The 16,320-nt window shown below is 60.0% G+C and carries 20 protein-coding genes; 19 read left to right on the forward strand and 1 reads right to left on the reverse strand.

Annotated features, from left to right (window positions below):
- The first annotated feature begins 284 nt into the window (after nt 1-284).
- The 19 genes from urtB (at nt 285) to ureG (ending at nt 12,932) form a co-directional block, all read left to right on the forward strand.
- The gene (gene urtB / locus P6U16_RS17510) at nt 285-1,889 is read left to right on the forward strand and encodes an urea ABC transporter permease subunit UrtB (RefSeq protein WP_277703892.1); all 1,605 of its coding nucleotides are present in this window, start codon (nt 285-287) and stop codon (nt 1,887-1,889) included.
- A complete protein-coding gene (gene urtC / locus P6U16_RS17515) occupies nt 1,889-3,076 on the forward strand; it encodes an urea ABC transporter permease subunit UrtC (RefSeq protein ID WP_277701576.1) in 1,188 nt (395 codons plus the stop codon). The genes urtB and urtC overlap by 1 nt, the downstream gene beginning before the upstream one ends.
- 4 nt (nt 3,077-3,080) lie before the next feature.
- Nucleotides 3,081-3,833 (forward strand): urea ABC transporter ATP-binding protein UrtD, encoded by a 753-nt coding sequence (gene urtD / locus P6U16_RS17520; protein ID WP_277701577.1) that lies wholly within the window; start codon nt 3,081-3,083, stop codon nt 3,831-3,833.
- A 78-nt stretch (nt 3,834-3,911) separates the two neighbouring features.
- The gene (locus tag P6U16_RS17525) at nt 3,912-4,430 is read left to right on the forward strand and encodes a hypothetical protein (RefSeq protein WP_277701578.1); all 519 of its coding nucleotides are present in this window, start codon (nt 3,912-3,914) and stop codon (nt 4,428-4,430) included.
- A 19-nt stretch (nt 4,431-4,449) separates the two neighbouring features.
- Nucleotides 4,450-5,145, forward strand: coding sequence for an urea ABC transporter ATP-binding subunit UrtE (urtE, locus tag P6U16_RS17530; protein ID WP_071832636.1), 696 nt, complete (start codon nt 4,450-4,452; stop codon nt 5,143-5,145).
- A gap of 11 nt (nt 5,146-5,156) precedes the next feature.
- Complete coding sequence (locus P6U16_RS17535; RefSeq protein ID WP_277701579.1) at nt 5,157-5,987, forward strand: urease accessory protein UreD; 831 nt, start codon at nt 5,157-5,159, stop codon at nt 5,985-5,987.
- Between the two features lie 27 nt (nt 5,988-6,014).
- Nucleotides 6,015-6,317, forward strand: coding sequence for an urease subunit gamma (locus P6U16_RS17540; protein WP_277701580.1), 303 nt, complete (start codon nt 6,015-6,017; stop codon nt 6,315-6,317).
- 9 nt (nt 6,318-6,326) lie between these two features.
- Entirely contained in the window at nt 6,327-6,572 is a 246-nt protein-coding gene (locus P6U16_RS17545) for a DUF1272 domain-containing protein (protein WP_277701581.1), read from the forward strand.
- A gap of 25 nt (nt 6,573-6,597) precedes the next feature.
- The gene (locus tag P6U16_RS17550; RefSeq protein ID WP_277701582.1) at nt 6,598-6,993 is read left to right on the forward strand and encodes a hypothetical protein; all 396 of its coding nucleotides are present in this window, start codon (nt 6,598-6,600) and stop codon (nt 6,991-6,993) included.
- Nucleotides 6,990-7,295 (forward strand): urease subunit beta, encoded by a 306-nt coding sequence (locus P6U16_RS17555; RefSeq protein ID WP_277701583.1) that lies wholly within the window; start codon nt 6,990-6,992, stop codon nt 7,293-7,295. The genes P6U16_RS17550 and P6U16_RS17555 overlap by 4 nt, the downstream gene beginning before the upstream one ends.
- Nucleotides 7,292-7,726: a lysozyme inhibitor LprI family protein gene (locus tag P6U16_RS17560; RefSeq protein ID WP_277701584.1), complete on the forward strand. Its 435-nt coding sequence runs from the start codon at nt 7,292-7,294 to the stop codon at nt 7,724-7,726. Before P6U16_RS17555 ends, P6U16_RS17560 begins: the two co-directional genes overlap by 4 nt.
- A gap of 37 nt (nt 7,727-7,763) precedes the next feature.
- Nucleotides 7,764-8,360: a Urease operon accessory protein gene (locus P6U16_RS17565; RefSeq protein ID WP_277701585.1), complete on the forward strand. Its 597-nt coding sequence runs from the start codon at nt 7,764-7,766 to the stop codon at nt 8,358-8,360.
- 61 nt (nt 8,361-8,421) lie between these two features.
- Nucleotides 8,422-8,688, forward strand: a complete 267-nt coding sequence (locus tag P6U16_RS17570; protein ID WP_277701586.1) for an AbrB/MazE/SpoVT family DNA-binding domain-containing protein — start codon at nt 8,422-8,424, stop codon at nt 8,686-8,688.
- Entirely contained in the window at nt 8,685-9,092 is a 408-nt protein-coding gene (locus tag P6U16_RS17575) for a type II toxin-antitoxin system VapC family toxin (RefSeq protein WP_277701587.1), read from the forward strand. Before P6U16_RS17570 ends, P6U16_RS17575 begins: the two co-directional genes overlap by 4 nt.
- A 4-nt stretch (nt 9,093-9,096) precedes the next feature.
- Nucleotides 9,097-10,806, forward strand: coding sequence for an urease subunit alpha (ureC, locus tag P6U16_RS17580; protein ID WP_277701588.1), 1,710 nt, complete (start codon nt 9,097-9,099; stop codon nt 10,804-10,806).
- A 26-nt stretch (nt 10,807-10,832) separates the two neighbouring features.
- On the forward strand, nt 10,833-11,129 hold the full coding sequence (locus P6U16_RS17585) for a putative quinol monooxygenase (protein WP_277701589.1): 297 nt from the start codon (nt 10,833-10,835) through the stop codon (nt 11,127-11,129).
- Nucleotides 11,130-11,624, forward strand: a complete 495-nt coding sequence (gene ureE, locus P6U16_RS17590) for an urease accessory protein UreE (RefSeq protein ID WP_277701590.1) — start codon at nt 11,130-11,132, stop codon at nt 11,622-11,624.
- On the forward strand, nt 11,617-12,288 hold the full coding sequence (locus P6U16_RS17595) for an urease accessory protein UreF (RefSeq protein ID WP_277701591.1): 672 nt from the start codon (nt 11,617-11,619) through the stop codon (nt 12,286-12,288). Before ureE ends, P6U16_RS17595 begins: the two co-directional genes overlap by 8 nt.
- 32 nt (nt 12,289-12,320) lie before the next feature.
- Nucleotides 12,321-12,932 (forward strand): urease accessory protein UreG, encoded by a 612-nt coding sequence (gene ureG / locus P6U16_RS17600; RefSeq protein ID WP_277701592.1) that lies wholly within the window; start codon nt 12,321-12,323, stop codon nt 12,930-12,932.
- Between the two features lie 74 nt (nt 12,933-13,006).
- On the opposite strand, the gene P6U16_RS17605 is transcribed toward ureG, so the two are convergent.
- Nucleotides 13,007-16,318: an efflux RND transporter permease subunit gene (locus P6U16_RS17605; RefSeq protein ID WP_277701593.1), complete on the reverse strand. Its 3,312-nt coding sequence runs from the start codon at nt 16,316-16,318 to the stop codon at nt 13,007-13,009.
- Between the last annotated feature and the right edge of the window lie 2 nt (nt 16,319-16,320).

Raw genomic sequence — 16,320 nt, forward strand, 5'->3', positions numbered from 1 at the left:
CCAAATGATCCAGTTACCTTATGATTTTACGCAAATATCCTCCGTCCCGGTCTCCCACCTGGGCGGAGGGACTTATCGCCCTCCACCTTTCGCTCATGAAGGCGCCCATAGGTGGCACGTTTCCTGCATTGCGAACGGCGGGACCTGTTCCGGGCAATCGGTCGCTTCGTTCTTGTTCGACCTGATCCTCAGCCGGCACGGATATGCGGAAATGTTAGGCAACAGCTTTGATGCAGCGGATCCGCAAGGGGCGCCGCGTTAAGGCCAACGGAACAAGAAGAGCCATGTATCGCGCCATCCAGACTTTCCTTGTCGCCCTTTGTCTGCTCGTGAGTTGCCTGGCAACCGGGCTGCGTGCCCAGGAAGACATCCGGCCGCTCGTTGACGCACTCGGCGTCGGCAACTTCCCGCAAAAGGTCGAGGCCGTCAACGCGCTCGCAGCATCGGGTAACCCCAAGGTTGCCGAAATCCTCCAGAACCTCAGTGACGGCAAGCTTTTTGCGCCCAAGTCCGGCGGACCTGTCTTCCTTGAGGGAGAGGCCAGCGGCAGCTATCTTGATGTCCTGACCGGTGCCGCCATCGGCGATGCGCCCGGCAATCTTGCAAAAATTCGACTGAACAACAGTCTTCGCGGCGCAATCAGCGCGGCCATGAGCCAGTTGACGTTGCTCAGCCCCGATCGCTCCGCCCGTCTCGCGGCTGCCAACGACCTGTTGAAAGATGCCAACCCCGAAAACCTCGACCTGCTCAACTCGGCGCTGGCCGAGGAGAAGGACGCCGAGGTCAAGAGCACGATGGAAGCGGTGCGCGCTGTCATCTTGCTCAAGACCGATGCCAGCTTTGAGGACAAGAAGGCCGCGATCGACACGATCGCTGCCCGCGGCAATCGCGATGCGCTGACCATCCTGACGGCTGCCGCGGCAACCGCGCCCGATGAACTGAGGCCCGGCATCGAGGAGAGCATCCGGTCAATCAACCGCAGCCTTGCGCTGTGGGACGTGGCGCAGAACATCTGGTACGGCCTGTCGCTCGGCTCGGTTCTGCTTTTGGCCGCCATCGGCCTGGCCATCACCTTCGGCGTCATGGGCGTCATCAACATGGCCCATGGCGAAATGGTCATGCTCGGGGCCTACACGACCTATGTCGTGCAGCAGACGGTGCAAGCCGTGGCACCGGGCCTGGTCGATTATTCGCTGGCCTTCGCCGTCCCGATGGCTTTCCTGTTTACCGGCCTTGTCGGCGTTGGCATTGAGCGCGGCATCATCCGCTGGCTCTATGGCCGGCCGCTCGAAACCCTTCTGGCAACCTGGGGGCTCTCGCTCATCCTGCAGCAGACGATCCGCACGATCTTCGGGCCGACCAACCGGCAGGTGGATAATCCCTCCTGGATGTCCGGCACTTTCGAAGTCGGCGGTCTGGCCAGCACCTGGAACCGCCTGTGGATCATCGTCTTTGCTATCAGCGTCTTCATAGCGCTTCTCCTCTTGCTCAAGCGCTCCAAGTTCGGCCTGCAGATGCGCGCCGTCACGCAGAACCGTCGCATGGCATCCTCCATGGGTATCCGTACGCCCTGGGTCGATGCGCTGACCTTTGGTCTCGGCTCGGGCATTGCCGGCATGGCCGGCGTGGCGCTCAGCCAAATCGACAACGTCTCGCCGAACCTTGGCCAGAACTACATCATCGACAGCTTCATGGTCGTGGTCTTCGGCGGTGTTGGCAATCTCTGGGGAACACTGGTCGGCGCGCTCACGCTCGGCATCGCCAACAAGTTTCTCGAGCCCTATGCCGGCGCTGTACTCGGCAAGATCGTGATCCTCATCTGCATCATCCTGTTCATTCAGCGGCGGCCGCGCGGCCTGTTCGCGCTCAAGGGAAGGGCGATCGAATAATGATTTCGCAAATGCTCCTGCGTCGCCACGAAAAGAAGACCCTGATCGTCGCCCTGATCATCGTGCTTGCCGCGGTTCTGGTGCCGCTGTCCAACCTGTTGCTGGCCGAAACCAATCCGCTGCACATCCCCGGCTATCTCGTGCCGCTTCTCGGCAAGTATCTCTGCTATGCGCTGCTGGCGCTGGCGCTCGATCTCGTCTGGGGCTATTGCGGCATTCTCTCGCTCGGCCACGGCGCCTTCTTCGCGCTCGGCGGTTATGCCATGGGCATGTATCTGATGCGTCAGATCGGCAACCGCGGCGTTTATGCCAATCCGGAATTGCCTGACTTCATGGTCTTCCTCAACTGGCAGGAGCTGCCCTGGTACTGGTACGGTTTCAATCATTTCGCTTTCGCGGCCCTGATGGTGCTGGTCGTGCCGGGCCTGCTGGCTTTCGTCTTCGGCTGGTTTGCCTTTCGCTCGCGCGTCACCGGCGTCTATCTCTCGATCATCACCCAGGCTATGACCTACGCCCTGCTGCTCGCTTTCTTCCGCAACGAAATGGGTTTTGGCGGCAATAACGGCCTCACCGACTTCAAGGACATTCTCGGGCAGAACATCCAGGCATCAGGAACGCGCGCCGCGCTCTTTGCCGCAACGGCGATTGCGCTCGCGCTCGCACTGCTCTTGAGTTCGGCCATCGTCCGGTCGAAATATGGCAAAGTTCTCGTCGGGGTGCGAGATGCGGAAAGTCGGACGCGCTTTCTCGGCTACCGCGTCGAGAACATGAAGCTCTTCATTTTCACGATCTCGGCCATGATGGCAGGCGTAGCCGGCGCGCTCTATGTGCCGCAGGTCGGCATCATCAACCCCGGTGAATTTGCGCCCGGCAACTCGATCGAAGTGGTCATCTGGACGGCTGTCGGCGGACGGGGCACGCTGATCGGCCCGATCATCGGCGCGTTCCTTGTCAACTTCGGAAAGAGCATCTTTACCGCCGCCTTCCCGGAATTCTGGCTGTTTGCGCTCGGCGCCCTGTTCGTCGCCACAACGCTGTTCCTGCCGAAGGGCATCGTCGGCACCGTCCAGCAGTATTTTGCGCGGCGCAAGGAATACAAGACGGCCGGCGAAACCGAAAAGACCTATCAGGAAGACAAGGCGGCGGCCCTGACCGCTGCAACAGCAAGCCCACAGGCGGCGGAGTAGAGCCATGGCCGAAAAAATGTCGACAAGCATGCTCTATCTCGATGGCGTGTCCGTTTCCTTCGACGGCTTCAAGGCGCTGAATTCACTCTCTTTCGTGGTGGAGCCCGGTGAACTCAGGGCGATCATCGGCCCGAACGGTGCCGGCAAGACGACAATGATGGATATCATCACCGGCAAGACCCGGCCGGATAGTGGCCAGGTCTTCTTCAACGGCGAGATCGACTTGACCAAGAAGGACGAAGCCGACATCGCGCAGCTCGGCATCGGCCGCAAATTCCAGAAGCCGACCGTGTTCGAGAGCCATACCGTCTGGGACAATATCGAGCTGGCGCTGAATCGCAAACGCGGCGTGTTTTCCACGCTGTTCTACCGGATGACCCCCGGCGACAAGGCTCGCATTGAGGAAATCCTCGAAACCGTGCGCATGACGGCCCGCAAGGACGATCTCGCTGCCAATCTATCCCATGGCCAGAAGCAGTGGTTGGAGATTGGCATGCTGCTCGCGCAGGAGCCGAAGCTGCTGCTGGTTGACGAACCTGTTGCTGGAATGACGGACGCGGAGACCAGCGAAACCGCGGTGCTGCTGAAAGAGATCGCCAAAACCCGCTCCGTCGTCGTCGTCGAGCACGACATGGGTTTCATCCGCGATCTCGGCGTCAAGGTCACGTGTCTTGCCGAAGGTTCGGTGCTCGCCGAAGGCTCGATCGATTTCGTCAGCAATGATCCGAAGGTGATCGAGAATTATCTGGGGCGTTGAATAAACGTAAAGGTTGAATCTCTGTCGGAAAGCGTCTTTAACACCGGCAGTCGCTTTCATCTTTTAGGGTTCAGTCGAATGCATATTGTTGGTTTTGTGGTGTTTGTTTTGGCTGGGGCAGCCGTTTGGTATTGGCGCTTGAAGATGGTTCGGGAAGCAGGAAGCGAAATTATCGACTCTGTCGAGCGGATGCGTGGCGCCTACAAGCGCCGCCAGTTTCGCAAGAAGGCCGAAGTTGCGCCACTTGCCTCGATAGCAGACCCGGCGATTGCAGCCGTCGCATTCTTCCTCAGTCTCGCGAATGAGAAGCCGGTTTGGAAAGACGCTGCACGCGATGTCGTCCGCAAGCGGATGAACGGCATTATCAAGCCAAGCGACATGGACGAGGTGCTGGTGTTTGCGGACTGGGCGGTAAAGAGTGTGGTTAATCCGGAAGACCCGATCCGCCGTTTCCGCGACCTGTGGAGCAAGGTGCTGACCGGGGAAGAGCGCCAGGAGTTGATTGCCGTTGCCGAGGAAGTCTCAATGGTCGGTGGCGAGGCAACGCAGGAACAGAAACATGTTTTGCAGGTACTGAAGCGGACGCTTTTAAACTGATGCTGAAAAGGGTGATGGAATGCTGACTGTCGACAACATCAATCTCCATTACGGCGCTGCGCAAGCGCTTCGCGGCGTCTCCATCACGGCTCCGATGGGCAAGATCACCTGCGTGCTTGGCCGCAACGGCGTCGGCAAGACCAGCCTGATGCGGGCGGTAACTGGCCAACATGCTGTGAGCGGCGGAACAGTGACCTTCAACGGCAAGCTGTTGAACGGCATGGCACCCTATAATCGGGCCAAGCAGGGCATCGGCTTCGTGCCGCAGGGTCGCGAGGTCTTTCCGCTTCTCACCGTGAAGGAAAATCTGGAGTCCGGATATGCGCCGGTTGCGCGCAAGGACCGGTTCATTCCTGATGATATTTTCAGCCTGTTTCCGGTGCTCAACACAATGTTGAAGCGCCGCGGCGGCGACCTTTCGGGCGGGCAGCAGCAGCAACTGGCCATCGGCCGGGCACTGGTCACACGTCCAAAAATCCTCGTGCTGGACGAGCCCACCGAGGGCATCCAGCCGTCGATCATCAAGGATATCGGGCGCGCGATCCAGTATCTGCGCGACTCGACCGGTATGGCAATTCTGCTTGTGGAACAATATCTTGACTTCTGCCGCGAGCTTGCAGACCATGTCTACATTATGGATCGTGGCGAGATCGTGCATGAAGGCCCGGCCGAAACGCTGGATACGCCGGAAGCGCGCCGCCACCTCACAGTCTGACGGCGGTTTTGATGGACAATGCGGCATTGATTGCCCCGCAAAGGGCCTGGGGCAGGGGGCGGCTGGTCGCAAAGCCCTTTGCCGGCCGCACGCGCATCGCCGAACTCTATCAGGAAGGCTGCGCCAAGATCCGTCTGCCCGAAAGCTTCGACGGGGCGATGGAGGCTGTGCTGATCAACAGTTCCGGCGGTCTCACCGGCGGCGACCGGATGGACTGGAGGTTTGCTGCGGGCGAGGGCACACGCCTGACGCTGACCACGCAGGCTTGCGAGAAAATCTACAAGGCGAGCGCCGATACAGCTAGGGTGGAGACCCGGATCGCGGTCGGGCCTGATGCCAGTGTGCACTGGTTGCCGCAGGAGACGATCCTGTTCGAGCGGGCATCGCTCACCCGCCGGCTGGAGGTCGATATTGCCGAAGGCGGACAGTTTCTGGCAGTCGAAGCTGTGTTGCTCGGTCGCAAGGCGATGGGGGAGGCGATGGAGAACGGCCTGTTCCAGGATTGCTGGCGCATTCGCAAGTCGGGCGTGCTTATCCATGCGGAAAACATGCGGCTTTCGGGTCATATCGGCGCGTTGACACAGGGCGCTGCGGTGCTTGGCGGCAAGGTCGCTTTTGCAACGATTTTCTATACCGGCCCGGATTGCGAAGCGCTGGTGTCCGGACTGCGCGGACTTCTCGGTGACGGCTCCGGCGGCGTCAGCCATTATCAGGTTGCGGGTGAAGACAAACTCGTCGCGCGGCTTGCGGCGGCGGACGGTTTCGCCTTGAGAAAAATCCTCATCCCAATCATTTCGCACTTGCGTAAAGGCGCGCCAGTGCCGAAAGTCTGGACACTGTAATCTGACACGCAATATCGGTGGCGACGCATGAACCTCACTCCCCGCGAAAAAGACAAACTGCTGATTTCGATGGCCGCCATCGTGGCTCGCCGGCGTCTAGAACGCGGCGTCAAGCTCAATCACCCGGAGGCGATTGCGCTGATCACCGATTTTGTGGTTGAGGGCGCTCGTGACGGCCGTTCCGTCGCAGACCTGATGGAGGCCGGTGCCCATGTCATCACGCGGGACCAGGTGATGGAGGGCATCCCCCAGATGATCCACGACATCCAGATCGAGGCGACCTTTCCGGACGGTACCAAGCTGGTGACCGTTCACGAACCCATTCGCTGAGGATCTTGCATGCTGGCGCTCAGACCCAATTGCGAGTGCTGCGACAAGGATCTTCCGCCCGAGAGCCGGGACGCGATGATCTGCAGCTTCGAATGCACGTTCTGTGCGGATTGCGCGACCGACACGTTGGCCGGCATCTGCCCGAATTGCAGCGGCGAGCTGGTCCGCCGTCCCGTTCGTCCGGCGGGCAAGCTGTTGAACAATCCGCCCTCGGCGGTGCGCGTGCTGAAAGCCGCGGGCTGCGCGCCGCTGTAATAATTTAAAAGGAGACCAATGACATATGTCCTCAAACTCTCAGAAAATTAACAACGACGATCTCTCTCTCGCGGTAATTGGCCTCCTCACTGCAGCCATCGTATCTATATTTATGGCTGAGGGGAACTTTACACTTTTTGTGGCGCCGCTGGGCTTGGTGTTGTTTCTGATTGCACAATCATTCGCACCCCGCCTGTCTTTTGACCGTTATGGCTTCGTGGCCTTCATTCTAATACAGGGTGCATCAATTTTATGTGTGCTGGGGTACTTTGTCAGACTGTTAAATTTCTATTTATTTGGCATTGGCTACGAAGTTTTTCTGGGCGTTAATTCTCTCGAACTAATGAACCTAAGTGTTTGGTTGGTTAGTTCCATTGTGTACGGCCTATATCGCTTTAGCAGACTGGGAGATTTTAGATGATCCCCGGCGAAATCATTGCAGCAGACGGCGAGATCGAGCTGAACGCCGGTCTGGAAAGCATCAGCCTCGATGTTTCCAATACGGGCGACCGGCCGGTGCAGGTGGGGAGCCACTATCATTTTGCCGAAACCAATCCCGCTCTGTCGTTCGAGCGTGCGGCTGCCCGCGGCCGGCGGCTGGATATTCCGGCGGGCACGGCGGTTCGTTTCGAGCCCGGCCAGACGCGAACGGTGCATCTCATTCCCTTTGCCGGCAAGCGGGAAGTCTACGGTTTTCGCCAAGAGGTTATGGGCGCGCTATGAGGACGACATCTCTCCTTGCGCCTTTCGGTCTTGCCTGCGCGACCCTTCTTGTGGGGGCCACCGCTTCCTTTGCGCAGGACGATCCGAAGGTCGATTGCGACAATCAGGTAACGCAGTTCGATATGAATCACTGCGCGAATGTCGACTACGAGGTCGCCGACGCGGCGCTGAATGCGACGTATAAAACGGTGCTGGCGCACATGGCCGAAATCGACAAGGATTTGGCGGAGTCGATGCCCAATCTTGTCGGTGCGGTGGAGGCGCTGAAGGCGGCACAGCGGGCCTGGATCGGTTATCGCGATGGCCAATGCGAGCTTGCCGGTTTCTCGGCCCGCGGCGGCTCGATGGAGCCGATGCTTGTCTCCTCCTGCCTGGCGGATCTGACGACGAAGCGGACGGTGGAGCTGAAAGAATTGCTGGAAGCCTATTGATGGCCGAGGGTTTGGATTGAGCGCGGGACGGAGCATCATGATCGTCGGCAACGGCGATGTTACGGAGGGGCTTGCAGCGACGATCGACGCCGCTGATCTCGTCGTGCGCTTCAACGATTGCCGCTCCTATGGTGCAGGTGGCACGAAGACCGATGTCATCGCCGTCTGCAATACAGGCCGGCCGGCGCTGTCCATGCTTGGCGGCGGCAAGTGGAAGACAAGTGCTGCCGTGCGGGAAGTGCGTGAAATCTGGTGCGCGCGCTCTCCGCAAAAATTCGAGTGCCTGCGCACCGATTTGGCGGCGACGCATCCGGAGTTCGATGATCTTTGTGATGACTACAGCGCCGGTTTCCGGGCTTTTGCGGAGGCAACGGCACGGGAATTTGTCCAGTTCGACGGCGCTGTGCATTCGATGCTGGATGATCGATTGAAGCAATTGGATGCGGAACCATACATCGTGCCGAGCAGCGGCCTTCTGGTGATTGCGACCGTTTTGGAGAAATGGGCTCACGCTGCGGGCTCCATAACTATTGTTGGTTTTGGTCACCAGGGATGGTTTTGGCACCCCTTTGCGTCTGAACGATTGATTGTCGATCGTTGGGTCGCGGAGGGTCGATTGACGCGCCTGACTTGATTTGACTTAGATCTACTATGTCCCCATTGTAGGGGTAGACTAAAAAAGTAGGGAATATTCTATGGGTAGGTTTGATGCAAAAGCTTCCCTGAAAGGGCAGGTCACCATCCCTGCAGAAGTTCGACAGGTCATCGGTCTGGAGGCTGGCGGCTTCATTCAATTTGTCGTGTCCGACAAGGGCAGTGTTTCGGTGGTCGCCAAAAAGTCAGGGCTCAATCACCTGAAGGGACTTTTCAGAAAGCCGGAGGCTCCAATCGATATCGATGCGGCTATCGATGAAACCGTAGCGCGACGGGTCGATCCGGCGCGTCTGGAGTTGGATCCGTGATCGGTCTCGATACAAACGTGCTGGTTCGTTATTTCCTGGAGGACGATCCCTTGTGGTCTCCGATCGTAACGCGTTTTGTCGATGAGGAACTGACGGTTGCCCGGCCCGGCTATATCAACCCGATCACGCTTGTCGAGCTTGTCTGGACGCTGCGTCGCCTGCCCGATTTCGATCGTGCGAAGCTCGCATACCTCATCGAAAATCTGCTTTTGTCCGATACCGTTGTCGTTGGCGAAGCCAAGGCTGTGGCAACCGCGCTAGAAGCCTTCAAAACCGGTGGCGCCGGTTTTGCCGACTATTTGATTGCGGCGCTCAACGAGGCTGCTGGTGCATCGCCGACGATGACGATCGACCGGAAAGCCGGAAAAACGCACCCTTTCATGCCACTCTCCCAAGGAGCCTGAACCCATGTCCTACAAGATGTCCCGCGCGGCTTATGCCTCCATGTTCGGTCCGACCACCGGCGACAAGGTTCGGCTGGCCGATACCGAATTGTTCATCGAGGTGGAAAAGGATTTCACCACCTATGGCGACGAGGTAAAATTCGGCGGCGGCAAGGTCATCCGCGACGGTATGGGCCAGAGCCAGGCGACACGCGCCGAGGGCGCGGTCGATACGGTTATCACCAATGCGCTGATCGTCGATCACTGGGGCATCGTCAAGGCCGACGTCGGCCTGAAGAATGGCCGAATTGCAGGGATCGGCAAGGCGGGCAATCCGGATACACAGCCGGGTGTCACGATCATCGTCGGCCCTTCGACGGAGGTGATCGCCGGCGAAGGAAAGATCCTGACGGCCGGCGGCATGGATGCGCATATTCATTTCATCTGCCCGCAGCAGATCGATGAAGCGCTGATGTCGGGCATCACGACCATGCTGGGCGGCGGCAGTGGCCCGGCGCACGGAACGCTCGCCACGACCTGCACCGGTGCCTGGCATATCGAGCGGATGATCGAGAGTTTCGACGGATTTCCGATGAACCTTGCGCTGGCCGGCAAGGGCAATGCCTCGCTGCCCGCGCCGCTGGTGGAAATGGTTCTCGCCGGTGCGTCCAGCCTGAAACTGCATGAGGACTGGGGTACGACGCCGGCGGCCATCGATTGCTGCCTGTCGGTTGCCGACGAATACGACGTGCAGGTGATGATCCACACCGATACGCTGAACGAGAGCGGCTTTGTCGAGGATACGATCAGCGCCATCAAGGGCCGCACCATCCACGCCTTCCATACGGAAGGGGCAGGCGGCGGTCACGCGCCTGATATCATCAAGATCTGCGGCAATCCAAACGTCATCCCTTCTTCGACCAACCCGACGCGGCCCTACACGGTCAATACGCTGGCCGAACATCTCGACATGCTGATGGTCTGCCATCACCTGTCGCCGTCTATTCCGGAAGACATTGCCTTTGCCGAAAGCCGAATCCGCAAGGAAACCATCGCAGCCGAAGACATCCTGCACGATATCGGTGCCTTCTCGATCATCTCGTCCGACAGCCAGGCCATGGGCCGCGTCGGCGAAGTCGCAATCCGCACCTGGCAGACGGCCGACAAGATGAAGCGCCAGCGGGGACGCCTTTCATCAGAGACCGGCGAAAACGACAATTTCCGCGTTCGCCGCTATATCGCCAAATATACGATCAATCCTGCCATCGCCCAGGGGCTCTCCCATGAGATCGGCTCCATCGAGGTCGGCAAGCGCGCCGATCTGGTCATCTGGAACCCAGCTTTCTTTGGCGTGAAGCCCGATATGGTTATTCTTGGCGGCATGATCGCTGCCGCGCCGATGGGCGACCCGAATGCGTCGATCCCGACGCCGCAGCCTGTTCATTATCGGCCGATGTTCGGTGCCTTCGGCAAGGCACGCACCAATTCTTCGGTCACTTTCGTCAGCCAAGCCTCGCTCGATGCCGGCATCAAGGCACGCCTCGGTGTGGGCAAGGAATTGCTCGCCGTGAAGAACACCCGCGGCGGCATCGGCAAACATTCGATGATCCACAACAGCCTGACGCCGCATATCGAGGTCGATCCGGAGACCTACGAAGTGCGCGCCGACGGCGAGCTTCTCACCTGCCAGCCGGCGACGGTCCTGCCGATGGCGCAGCGATATTTTATGTTCTAGTCTGTGTTTTCCAGGAAAGGCGTTCCATGGTTTATGTCGTCGCCTATGTTAAAGCCCAGCGGGGTCGCGCAGCCGATGTGATGGCTGTTGCGCAGCCTCTGATCGAAGCTGCGCGTCGCACGAAGGACTGCGTCTCCTTCGACCTCTACCAAAAGCCTGATGTGGCCGACACGCTGGTCTTTGTCGAAACCTGGAAAACCCAAGCGTCGTTCGATGCGCATTTGTGCGACCGGCATACCAAAGCCTTCCAGCGTGCGACAGTCGATCTGGTGATCGATAGGCGCACCGAGGTCGTTCATCTGGATAAAGTCGAGGTACTCTGAATGCCCTATCGTTCCACGGAAATCCTGTCGCCGGGCCCGGCAGACCCCGGACTGGTGGGCAAGGTGCCGTTGCACACTATTGCGCTTGCTCACGATCAGCGGCACCTTCGGCGCAAGCTTCTGCATCTGCCTGACGACGATGTGGTGATGCTCGACCTCAAGGAAGCTGTGATGCTGTCGCATGGCGATCTTTTGGTTCTCGACACCGGACAGCATGTGCGGATCGCGGCAATCGACGAGGCGCTCTATGATATCCGCCCGCGCGACCGGCAACACCTCATCGAACTGGCCTGGCATCTGGGCAATCGACATCTGCCCGCGGAACTGCGCCAAGACCGGATTCTGATCGCACGCGACCCGGTCATCAAGGCGATGCTTGAGGGCCTGGGCGCGACGGTAAACGAGGTCACGGAGCCTTTCCATCCGATGCGCGGCGCCTATCACGGCACGGGCGGGCATAGCCACGGGCACGGCCACCATCACGCGCATGGTTGAGCACGATCAGACGCAGGCGCTTGTCCGGCTGATGACATGGTTGTCGCCAGCCTTTCCGATCGGTGCATTTTCCTATTCCGGCGGGCTGGAGCAGGCGATACACGACCGGTTGATCATCGATGCCGAGGCGCTCAGAGCATGGTTGGAGACGGCAATGACCAATGGTACGGGCTGGAACGATGCCGTGCTGCTGGCCGAAAGCTATCATGCCGTCGGCGACACTTTCCGCCTGCTGTCGGTGCGGGATCTTGGCATTGCGCTGGCCGGATCGCGGGAGCGGCATATGGAAACGACGCTGCAGGGTGAGGCGTTTCTATCGGCAGCAGGCCATTGGCCGCATTCGAGCCTGGACGCCCTGTCCGGCATGGCACCCTATCCCGTCGCGGTCGGGGCGGTGGGCGGGGTTCACGGGACTGGTCTTCAGCCTGTTATCGCTGCCTATCTGCATGCGCAGGCCTCGAATGCCGTTTCAGTGGCCATTCGCTGTGGCCTGACGGGCCAGCGCGACGGTGTCGGTATTCTGGCAGCGCTGGAGCCGGTCATCGGGGTGGTTTCTGCGAGAGCGGCATCCAGCACGCTCGACGATCTCGGCTCTGCGACCCTGATGGCGGATATTTCCGCGCTAAAGCACGAAACACTGCATTCGAGGCTGTTTCGGTCGTGAACGCGACAGCCGGATCTGAGAAGGACGAAACAATGAAATCTGCAAACGGCCCCTTGCGCGTCGGCATCGGCGGTCCGGTCGGTTCGGGCAAGACGGCACTCACCGACAAGCTCTGCAAGGCGATGCGTGACCGCTATTCGGTCGCGGTGGTGACGAACGATATCTACACGAAGGAAGACGCCGAGGCGCTGGTGCGGATGCAGGCGCTGCCATCCGACCGTATCGTCGGGGTCGAGACCGGCGGTTGCCCGCACACGGCCATCCGCGAGGATGCCTCGATCAATCTGCAGGCGATTGCCGATCTCAACCGGCGCATTCCCGATCTCGACGTCGTCTTCATCGAATCCGGCGGCGACAATCTGGCGGCGACCTTTTCGCCTGACCTCGCCGATATCACCATCTACGTGATCTCTGTTTGCCAGGGTGAGGAAATTCCGCGCAAGGGCGGTCCGGGCATCACCCGCTCCGACATTCTCGTCATCAACAAGATGGACCTGGCGCCCTATGTCGGCGCCGATCTCGACGTGATGGAGCGGGATGCAACCCGCATGCGCGCTGGCGGCGCCTTTGTGTTTTCCGACATGAAGCGGGGCGAGGGCGTCGACCAGATCGTGGAGTTTCTGACGGTCCACGGCGGTCTCTGAAACAGACGCTTTTCAGAATAGAAAAAGCCGCGTGCAGAGTTTGCACGCGGCTTCTTTCTTTGTGGTGATTGTCGTTATTCCGCAGCCAGCGCCGGATGGTTGATGACGTTGGATCCGCCACCCTTGCCGGAGCGTCCCTCCAGGCGATCGAGGCGGGCCTGGAGTTCGTGGATCGTTTGCGTCTGGTCGTTGACGACTTCCGTCAGTTCCTCGTTTTCGAGAACACGCATCTCCTCATCCTTGCGGCCGACCAAACGGCCGAAGATCCAGCCGAGCAGGTGCGACAGGTCGTCCATGATCAGGAAGAAGGCCGGCACGACGACAAGCGAGATCACCGTCGAGACGATGATGCCGCCGATCACGGCAATCGCCATCGGCGCGCGGAAGGAGCCGCCTTCGCCGACGCCGAGTGCCGACGGCAGCATGCCGGCCGACATGGCGATCGAGGTCATGATGATCGGGCGTGCCCGCTTGCGGCCGGCCTCGACCATGGCCTGCGTGCGTTCCATGCCCTGATTGATCATCTCGATGGCGAAATCGACCAGCAGGATGGCGTTCTTCGTCACGATGCCCATCAGCATCAGAATGCCGATGAGAACAGGCATGGACATGGCGTTCTGTGTCACGATCAGGCCGATCGCCACGCCGCCGATGGCGAGCGGCAGCGAGAACAGGATGGTGAAGGGCTGGATCACGTCCTTGAAGAGCAGGATCAGCACGACCAGAACCAGCATCAGGCCGAGCAGCATGGCATTGACGAAGCCCTGCTCCATTTCCGCCTGCACTTCCGCGTCGCCACTTTCGATGAACTGCACGCTCGGTGGCAGCGTCGTTTCCTTGGCGATTTCCTTGAAGCGGTCGGAGGCCGAGTTGAGCGCTACGCCGATCGGCAGATCGGCACCCATGGTCACGACCCGGTTGCGGTCGTACCGCTTGATCGAACTTGGGCCTTCCGAATAGTTGATATCCGCGACCGTCGCGAGCGGCACCAGAGCGCCGGCAGCGGTCTGGACCTTCAGGTTACGAATGGCGGCGAGATCGGTGCGGAAGTCCGTGTCGATCTGGACGCGGATCGGGATCTGCCGGTTGTCGAGCGACATCTTCGTCAGGGCCGCGTCAATATCGCCGATCGTGGCAACGCGAACGACATCGGCGATCTGTGACGTGGTGATGCCGAGACGGGACATCTGGTCCGCACGCGGCCGGATCTGCAGTTCCGGACGGGGCAGGGCGCCGTCCGGGCTGACATTGGCGAGCAGCGGTTCGCTACGCAGCTTGCCTTCAAGCAGGGCAACGGCGGAATTCAGGTCTTCGTCATTGTTGGAAAGCAGGTTGAAGGAGAGGTCGCGCTCGCCGCGGTCGTTGAGCTTAAGGATGCGGACATCAGGGATGGAACGAACGGCGGCATAGACCTGCTTTTCGATCTGCGCCTGCGGGATGATGCGGCCGGCTGGCGGCAGCTTCGGCATATATTGGCCGATCAGCGGCGCGCGCCCGAGCACGTCATTCACCAGCTTGTTCAAGAGCGAGTGATCGAGCTTGTGCAGCATGACGGTAATGGTCGCGCGGCGCAGTTCGAGGTCGCCCTTGGGCGATGCGCCGCCGAGCACGAAGATGCCTTCGATGCCATCTAGGCCCTTGATCTTGTCGTAGATCTCAGCCGTCGTGCGGTCTGTGTCCTCCAGCATCGCATCCGGTGGCAGTTCGACGGAGAGCACGATGCGCGAGGCGTCTTCCGGCGGCAGGAAACTGCCGGGAACTGTCATCAGCAGCATGACCGAACCAAACACGAAGGCGATGGCCGCAAGCAGCGTCGCATAGCGCATATACCAGCGGCGCGTCGTCACCGTGACGAGCCAGGTATAGCCGCGCATGATCGTGCCGTCCTTGTCGTCATGATGGCCATCGCCATCATTGGAGCGCATCAGATAGGCTGCCATGACCGGTGTAATCAGTCGTGCGACTGCCAGTGAGAAGAACACCGAGACGGCAACCGTCAGGCCGAACTGGATGAAATACTGGCCGGGAATGCCGGGCATGAACGAGACCGGCACGAAGACGGCGATGATCGTGAACGTCGTGGCGATAACGGCGAGACCAATCTCGTCGGCGGCCTCGATGGCGGCGCGATACGGCGTCTTGCCCATCTTGATATGCCGGGCGATGTTCTCGATCTCGACAATCGCATCGTCCACCAGAATACCGGTGGCGAGCGTCAGCGCAAGGAAGCTGACGAGATTGAGCGAGAAGCCGAGCATGTCCATGACCCAGAAGGTCGGGACGGCCGAAAGCGGCAAGGCAAGCGCCGAGATCAGCGTTGCACGCCAGTTGCGCAGGAAGAGCAGCACGACCGCAACAGCCAGAAGTGCGCCTTCCAGCAGCGTATGGATGGCCGCTTCATAATTGCCATAGGTGAAATAGACGCTGTCGTTGATCAGCTTGATCGAGACGCCAGCGTTCTTCGCCCGGACCTCGTCAAGAGCGGCGGCAACGGTTTCCGCGACGGAAACCTCGCTTGCGCCCTTGGCGCGGAAGACGGCGAAGGTGACGACAGGGTCGCCATCGAAGCGCGAGAAGGATTTGGGCTCCTCATAGGTGTCGGTCACGGTGCCGAGTTCGGACAGGCGCACGAAGCGGCCGTTCGGCATGGCGATCATCGTGCCGGCCAGTCTTTCGACCGAGCGGGCATCGCCGAGCGTGCGGATGGCCTGTTCGCTGCCGCCCACTTGGCCTCGGCCCGAGCCAAGGTCGGTGTTCATCCGGCGAAGCTGATTGTTCACGTCGGATGCGGTGATCCCGTAGGAGTTCAGCCGGTCTTCGTTAAGTTCGACGCGCACTTCGCGGTCGGCGCCGCCGTAGCGGTCAATGCGTCCGATGCCGCTCTTGCCCTGCAGTGCCCGCTTGATCGTGTCGTCCACAAACCAGGAAATTTCTTCCAGCGTCATGCCCGGAGAAGACACGGCAAAGGTCTGGATTGCCTGACCCTCGACATCCACCTTGGCGACGATCGGTTCTTCGATGGAGGCCGGCAGATCGCCCCGGATGCGGTCGATCGCGTCCTTGGTGTCCTGGACCGCCTGGTTGGTCGGAACGTCCATCATGAACTGCACGGCCGTCGTCGACATGCCGTCGCTGATAGTCGAGGTGATGTGATCGACGCCGGAAATCCCGGCGACCGCGTCCTCGATCTCCTTGGTAACCTGCGTCTCGAGTTCGGCCGGAGCCGCGCCGCTTTGCCCGACGCTGATCGAGACGATCGGAACGTCGATGTTCGGAAAGCGGGTAATCGGCAGCGTATTGAAAGCCTGATATCCAAGGAACATCAGGACGACGAAGGCGAGGATCGGCGCGATCGGATTGCGAATGGCCCAGGCTGAAAAGTTCATCG

Source organism: Rhizobium sp. 32-5/1 (genome assembly GCF_029537235.1).
In the GTDB taxonomy this organism is placed as follows: Bacteria; Pseudomonadota; Alphaproteobacteria; order Rhizobiales; family Rhizobiaceae; genus Pararhizobium.

Bases quoted from the DNA above. Each gene is read 5' to 3' on its own strand.
- urtB (WP_277703892.1), top strand. From the start codon at position 285: ATGTATCGCGCCATCCAGACTTTCCTTGTCGCCCTTTGTCTGCTCGTG.
- urtC (WP_277701576.1), top strand. From the start codon at position 1,889: ATGATTTCGCAAATGCTCCTGCGTCGCCACGAAAAGAAGACCCTGATC.
- urtD (WP_277701577.1), top strand. From the start codon at position 3,081: ATGGCCGAAAAAATGTCGACAAGCATGCTCTATCTCGATGGCGTGTCC.
- P6U16_RS17525 (WP_277701578.1), top strand. From the start codon at position 3,912: ATGCATATTGTTGGTTTTGTGGTGTTTGTTTTGGCTGGGGCAGCCGTT.
- urtE (WP_071832636.1), top strand. From the start codon at position 4,450: ATGCTGACTGTCGACAACATCAATCTCCATTACGGCGCTGCGCAAGCG.
- P6U16_RS17535 (WP_277701579.1), top strand. From the start codon at position 5,157: ATGGACAATGCGGCATTGATTGCCCCGCAAAGGGCCTGGGGCAGGGGG.
- P6U16_RS17540 (WP_277701580.1), top strand. From the start codon at position 6,015: ATGAACCTCACTCCCCGCGAAAAAGACAAACTGCTGATTTCGATGGCC.
- P6U16_RS17545 (WP_277701581.1), top strand. From the start codon at position 6,327: ATGCTGGCGCTCAGACCCAATTGCGAGTGCTGCGACAAGGATCTTCCG.
- P6U16_RS17550 (WP_277701582.1), top strand. From the start codon at position 6,598: ATGTCCTCAAACTCTCAGAAAATTAACAACGACGATCTCTCTCTCGCG.
- P6U16_RS17555 (WP_277701583.1), top strand. From the start codon at position 6,990: ATGATCCCCGGCGAAATCATTGCAGCAGACGGCGAGATCGAGCTGAAC.
- P6U16_RS17560 (WP_277701584.1), top strand. From the start codon at position 7,292: ATGAGGACGACATCTCTCCTTGCGCCTTTCGGTCTTGCCTGCGCGACC.
- P6U16_RS17565 (WP_277701585.1), top strand. From the start codon at position 7,764: ATGATCGTCGGCAACGGCGATGTTACGGAGGGGCTTGCAGCGACGATC.
- P6U16_RS17570 (WP_277701586.1), top strand. From the start codon at position 8,422: ATGGGTAGGTTTGATGCAAAAGCTTCCCTGAAAGGGCAGGTCACCATC.
- ureC (WP_277701588.1), top strand. From the start codon at position 9,097: ATGTCCTACAAGATGTCCCGCGCGGCTTATGCCTCCATGTTCGGTCCG.
- P6U16_RS17585 (WP_277701589.1), top strand. From the start codon at position 10,833: ATGGTTTATGTCGTCGCCTATGTTAAAGCCCAGCGGGGTCGCGCAGCC.
- ureE (WP_277701590.1), top strand. From the start codon at position 11,130: ATGCCCTATCGTTCCACGGAAATCCTGTCGCCGGGCCCGGCAGACCCC.
- P6U16_RS17595 (WP_277701591.1), top strand. From the start codon at position 11,617: ATGGTTGAGCACGATCAGACGCAGGCGCTTGTCCGGCTGATGACATGG.
- ureG (WP_277701592.1), top strand. From the start codon at position 12,321: ATGAAATCTGCAAACGGCCCCTTGCGCGTCGGCATCGGCGGTCCGGTC.
- P6U16_RS17605 (WP_277701593.1), bottom strand. From the start codon at position 16,318: ATGAACTTTTCAGCCTGGGCCATTCGCAATCCGATCGCGCCGATCCTC.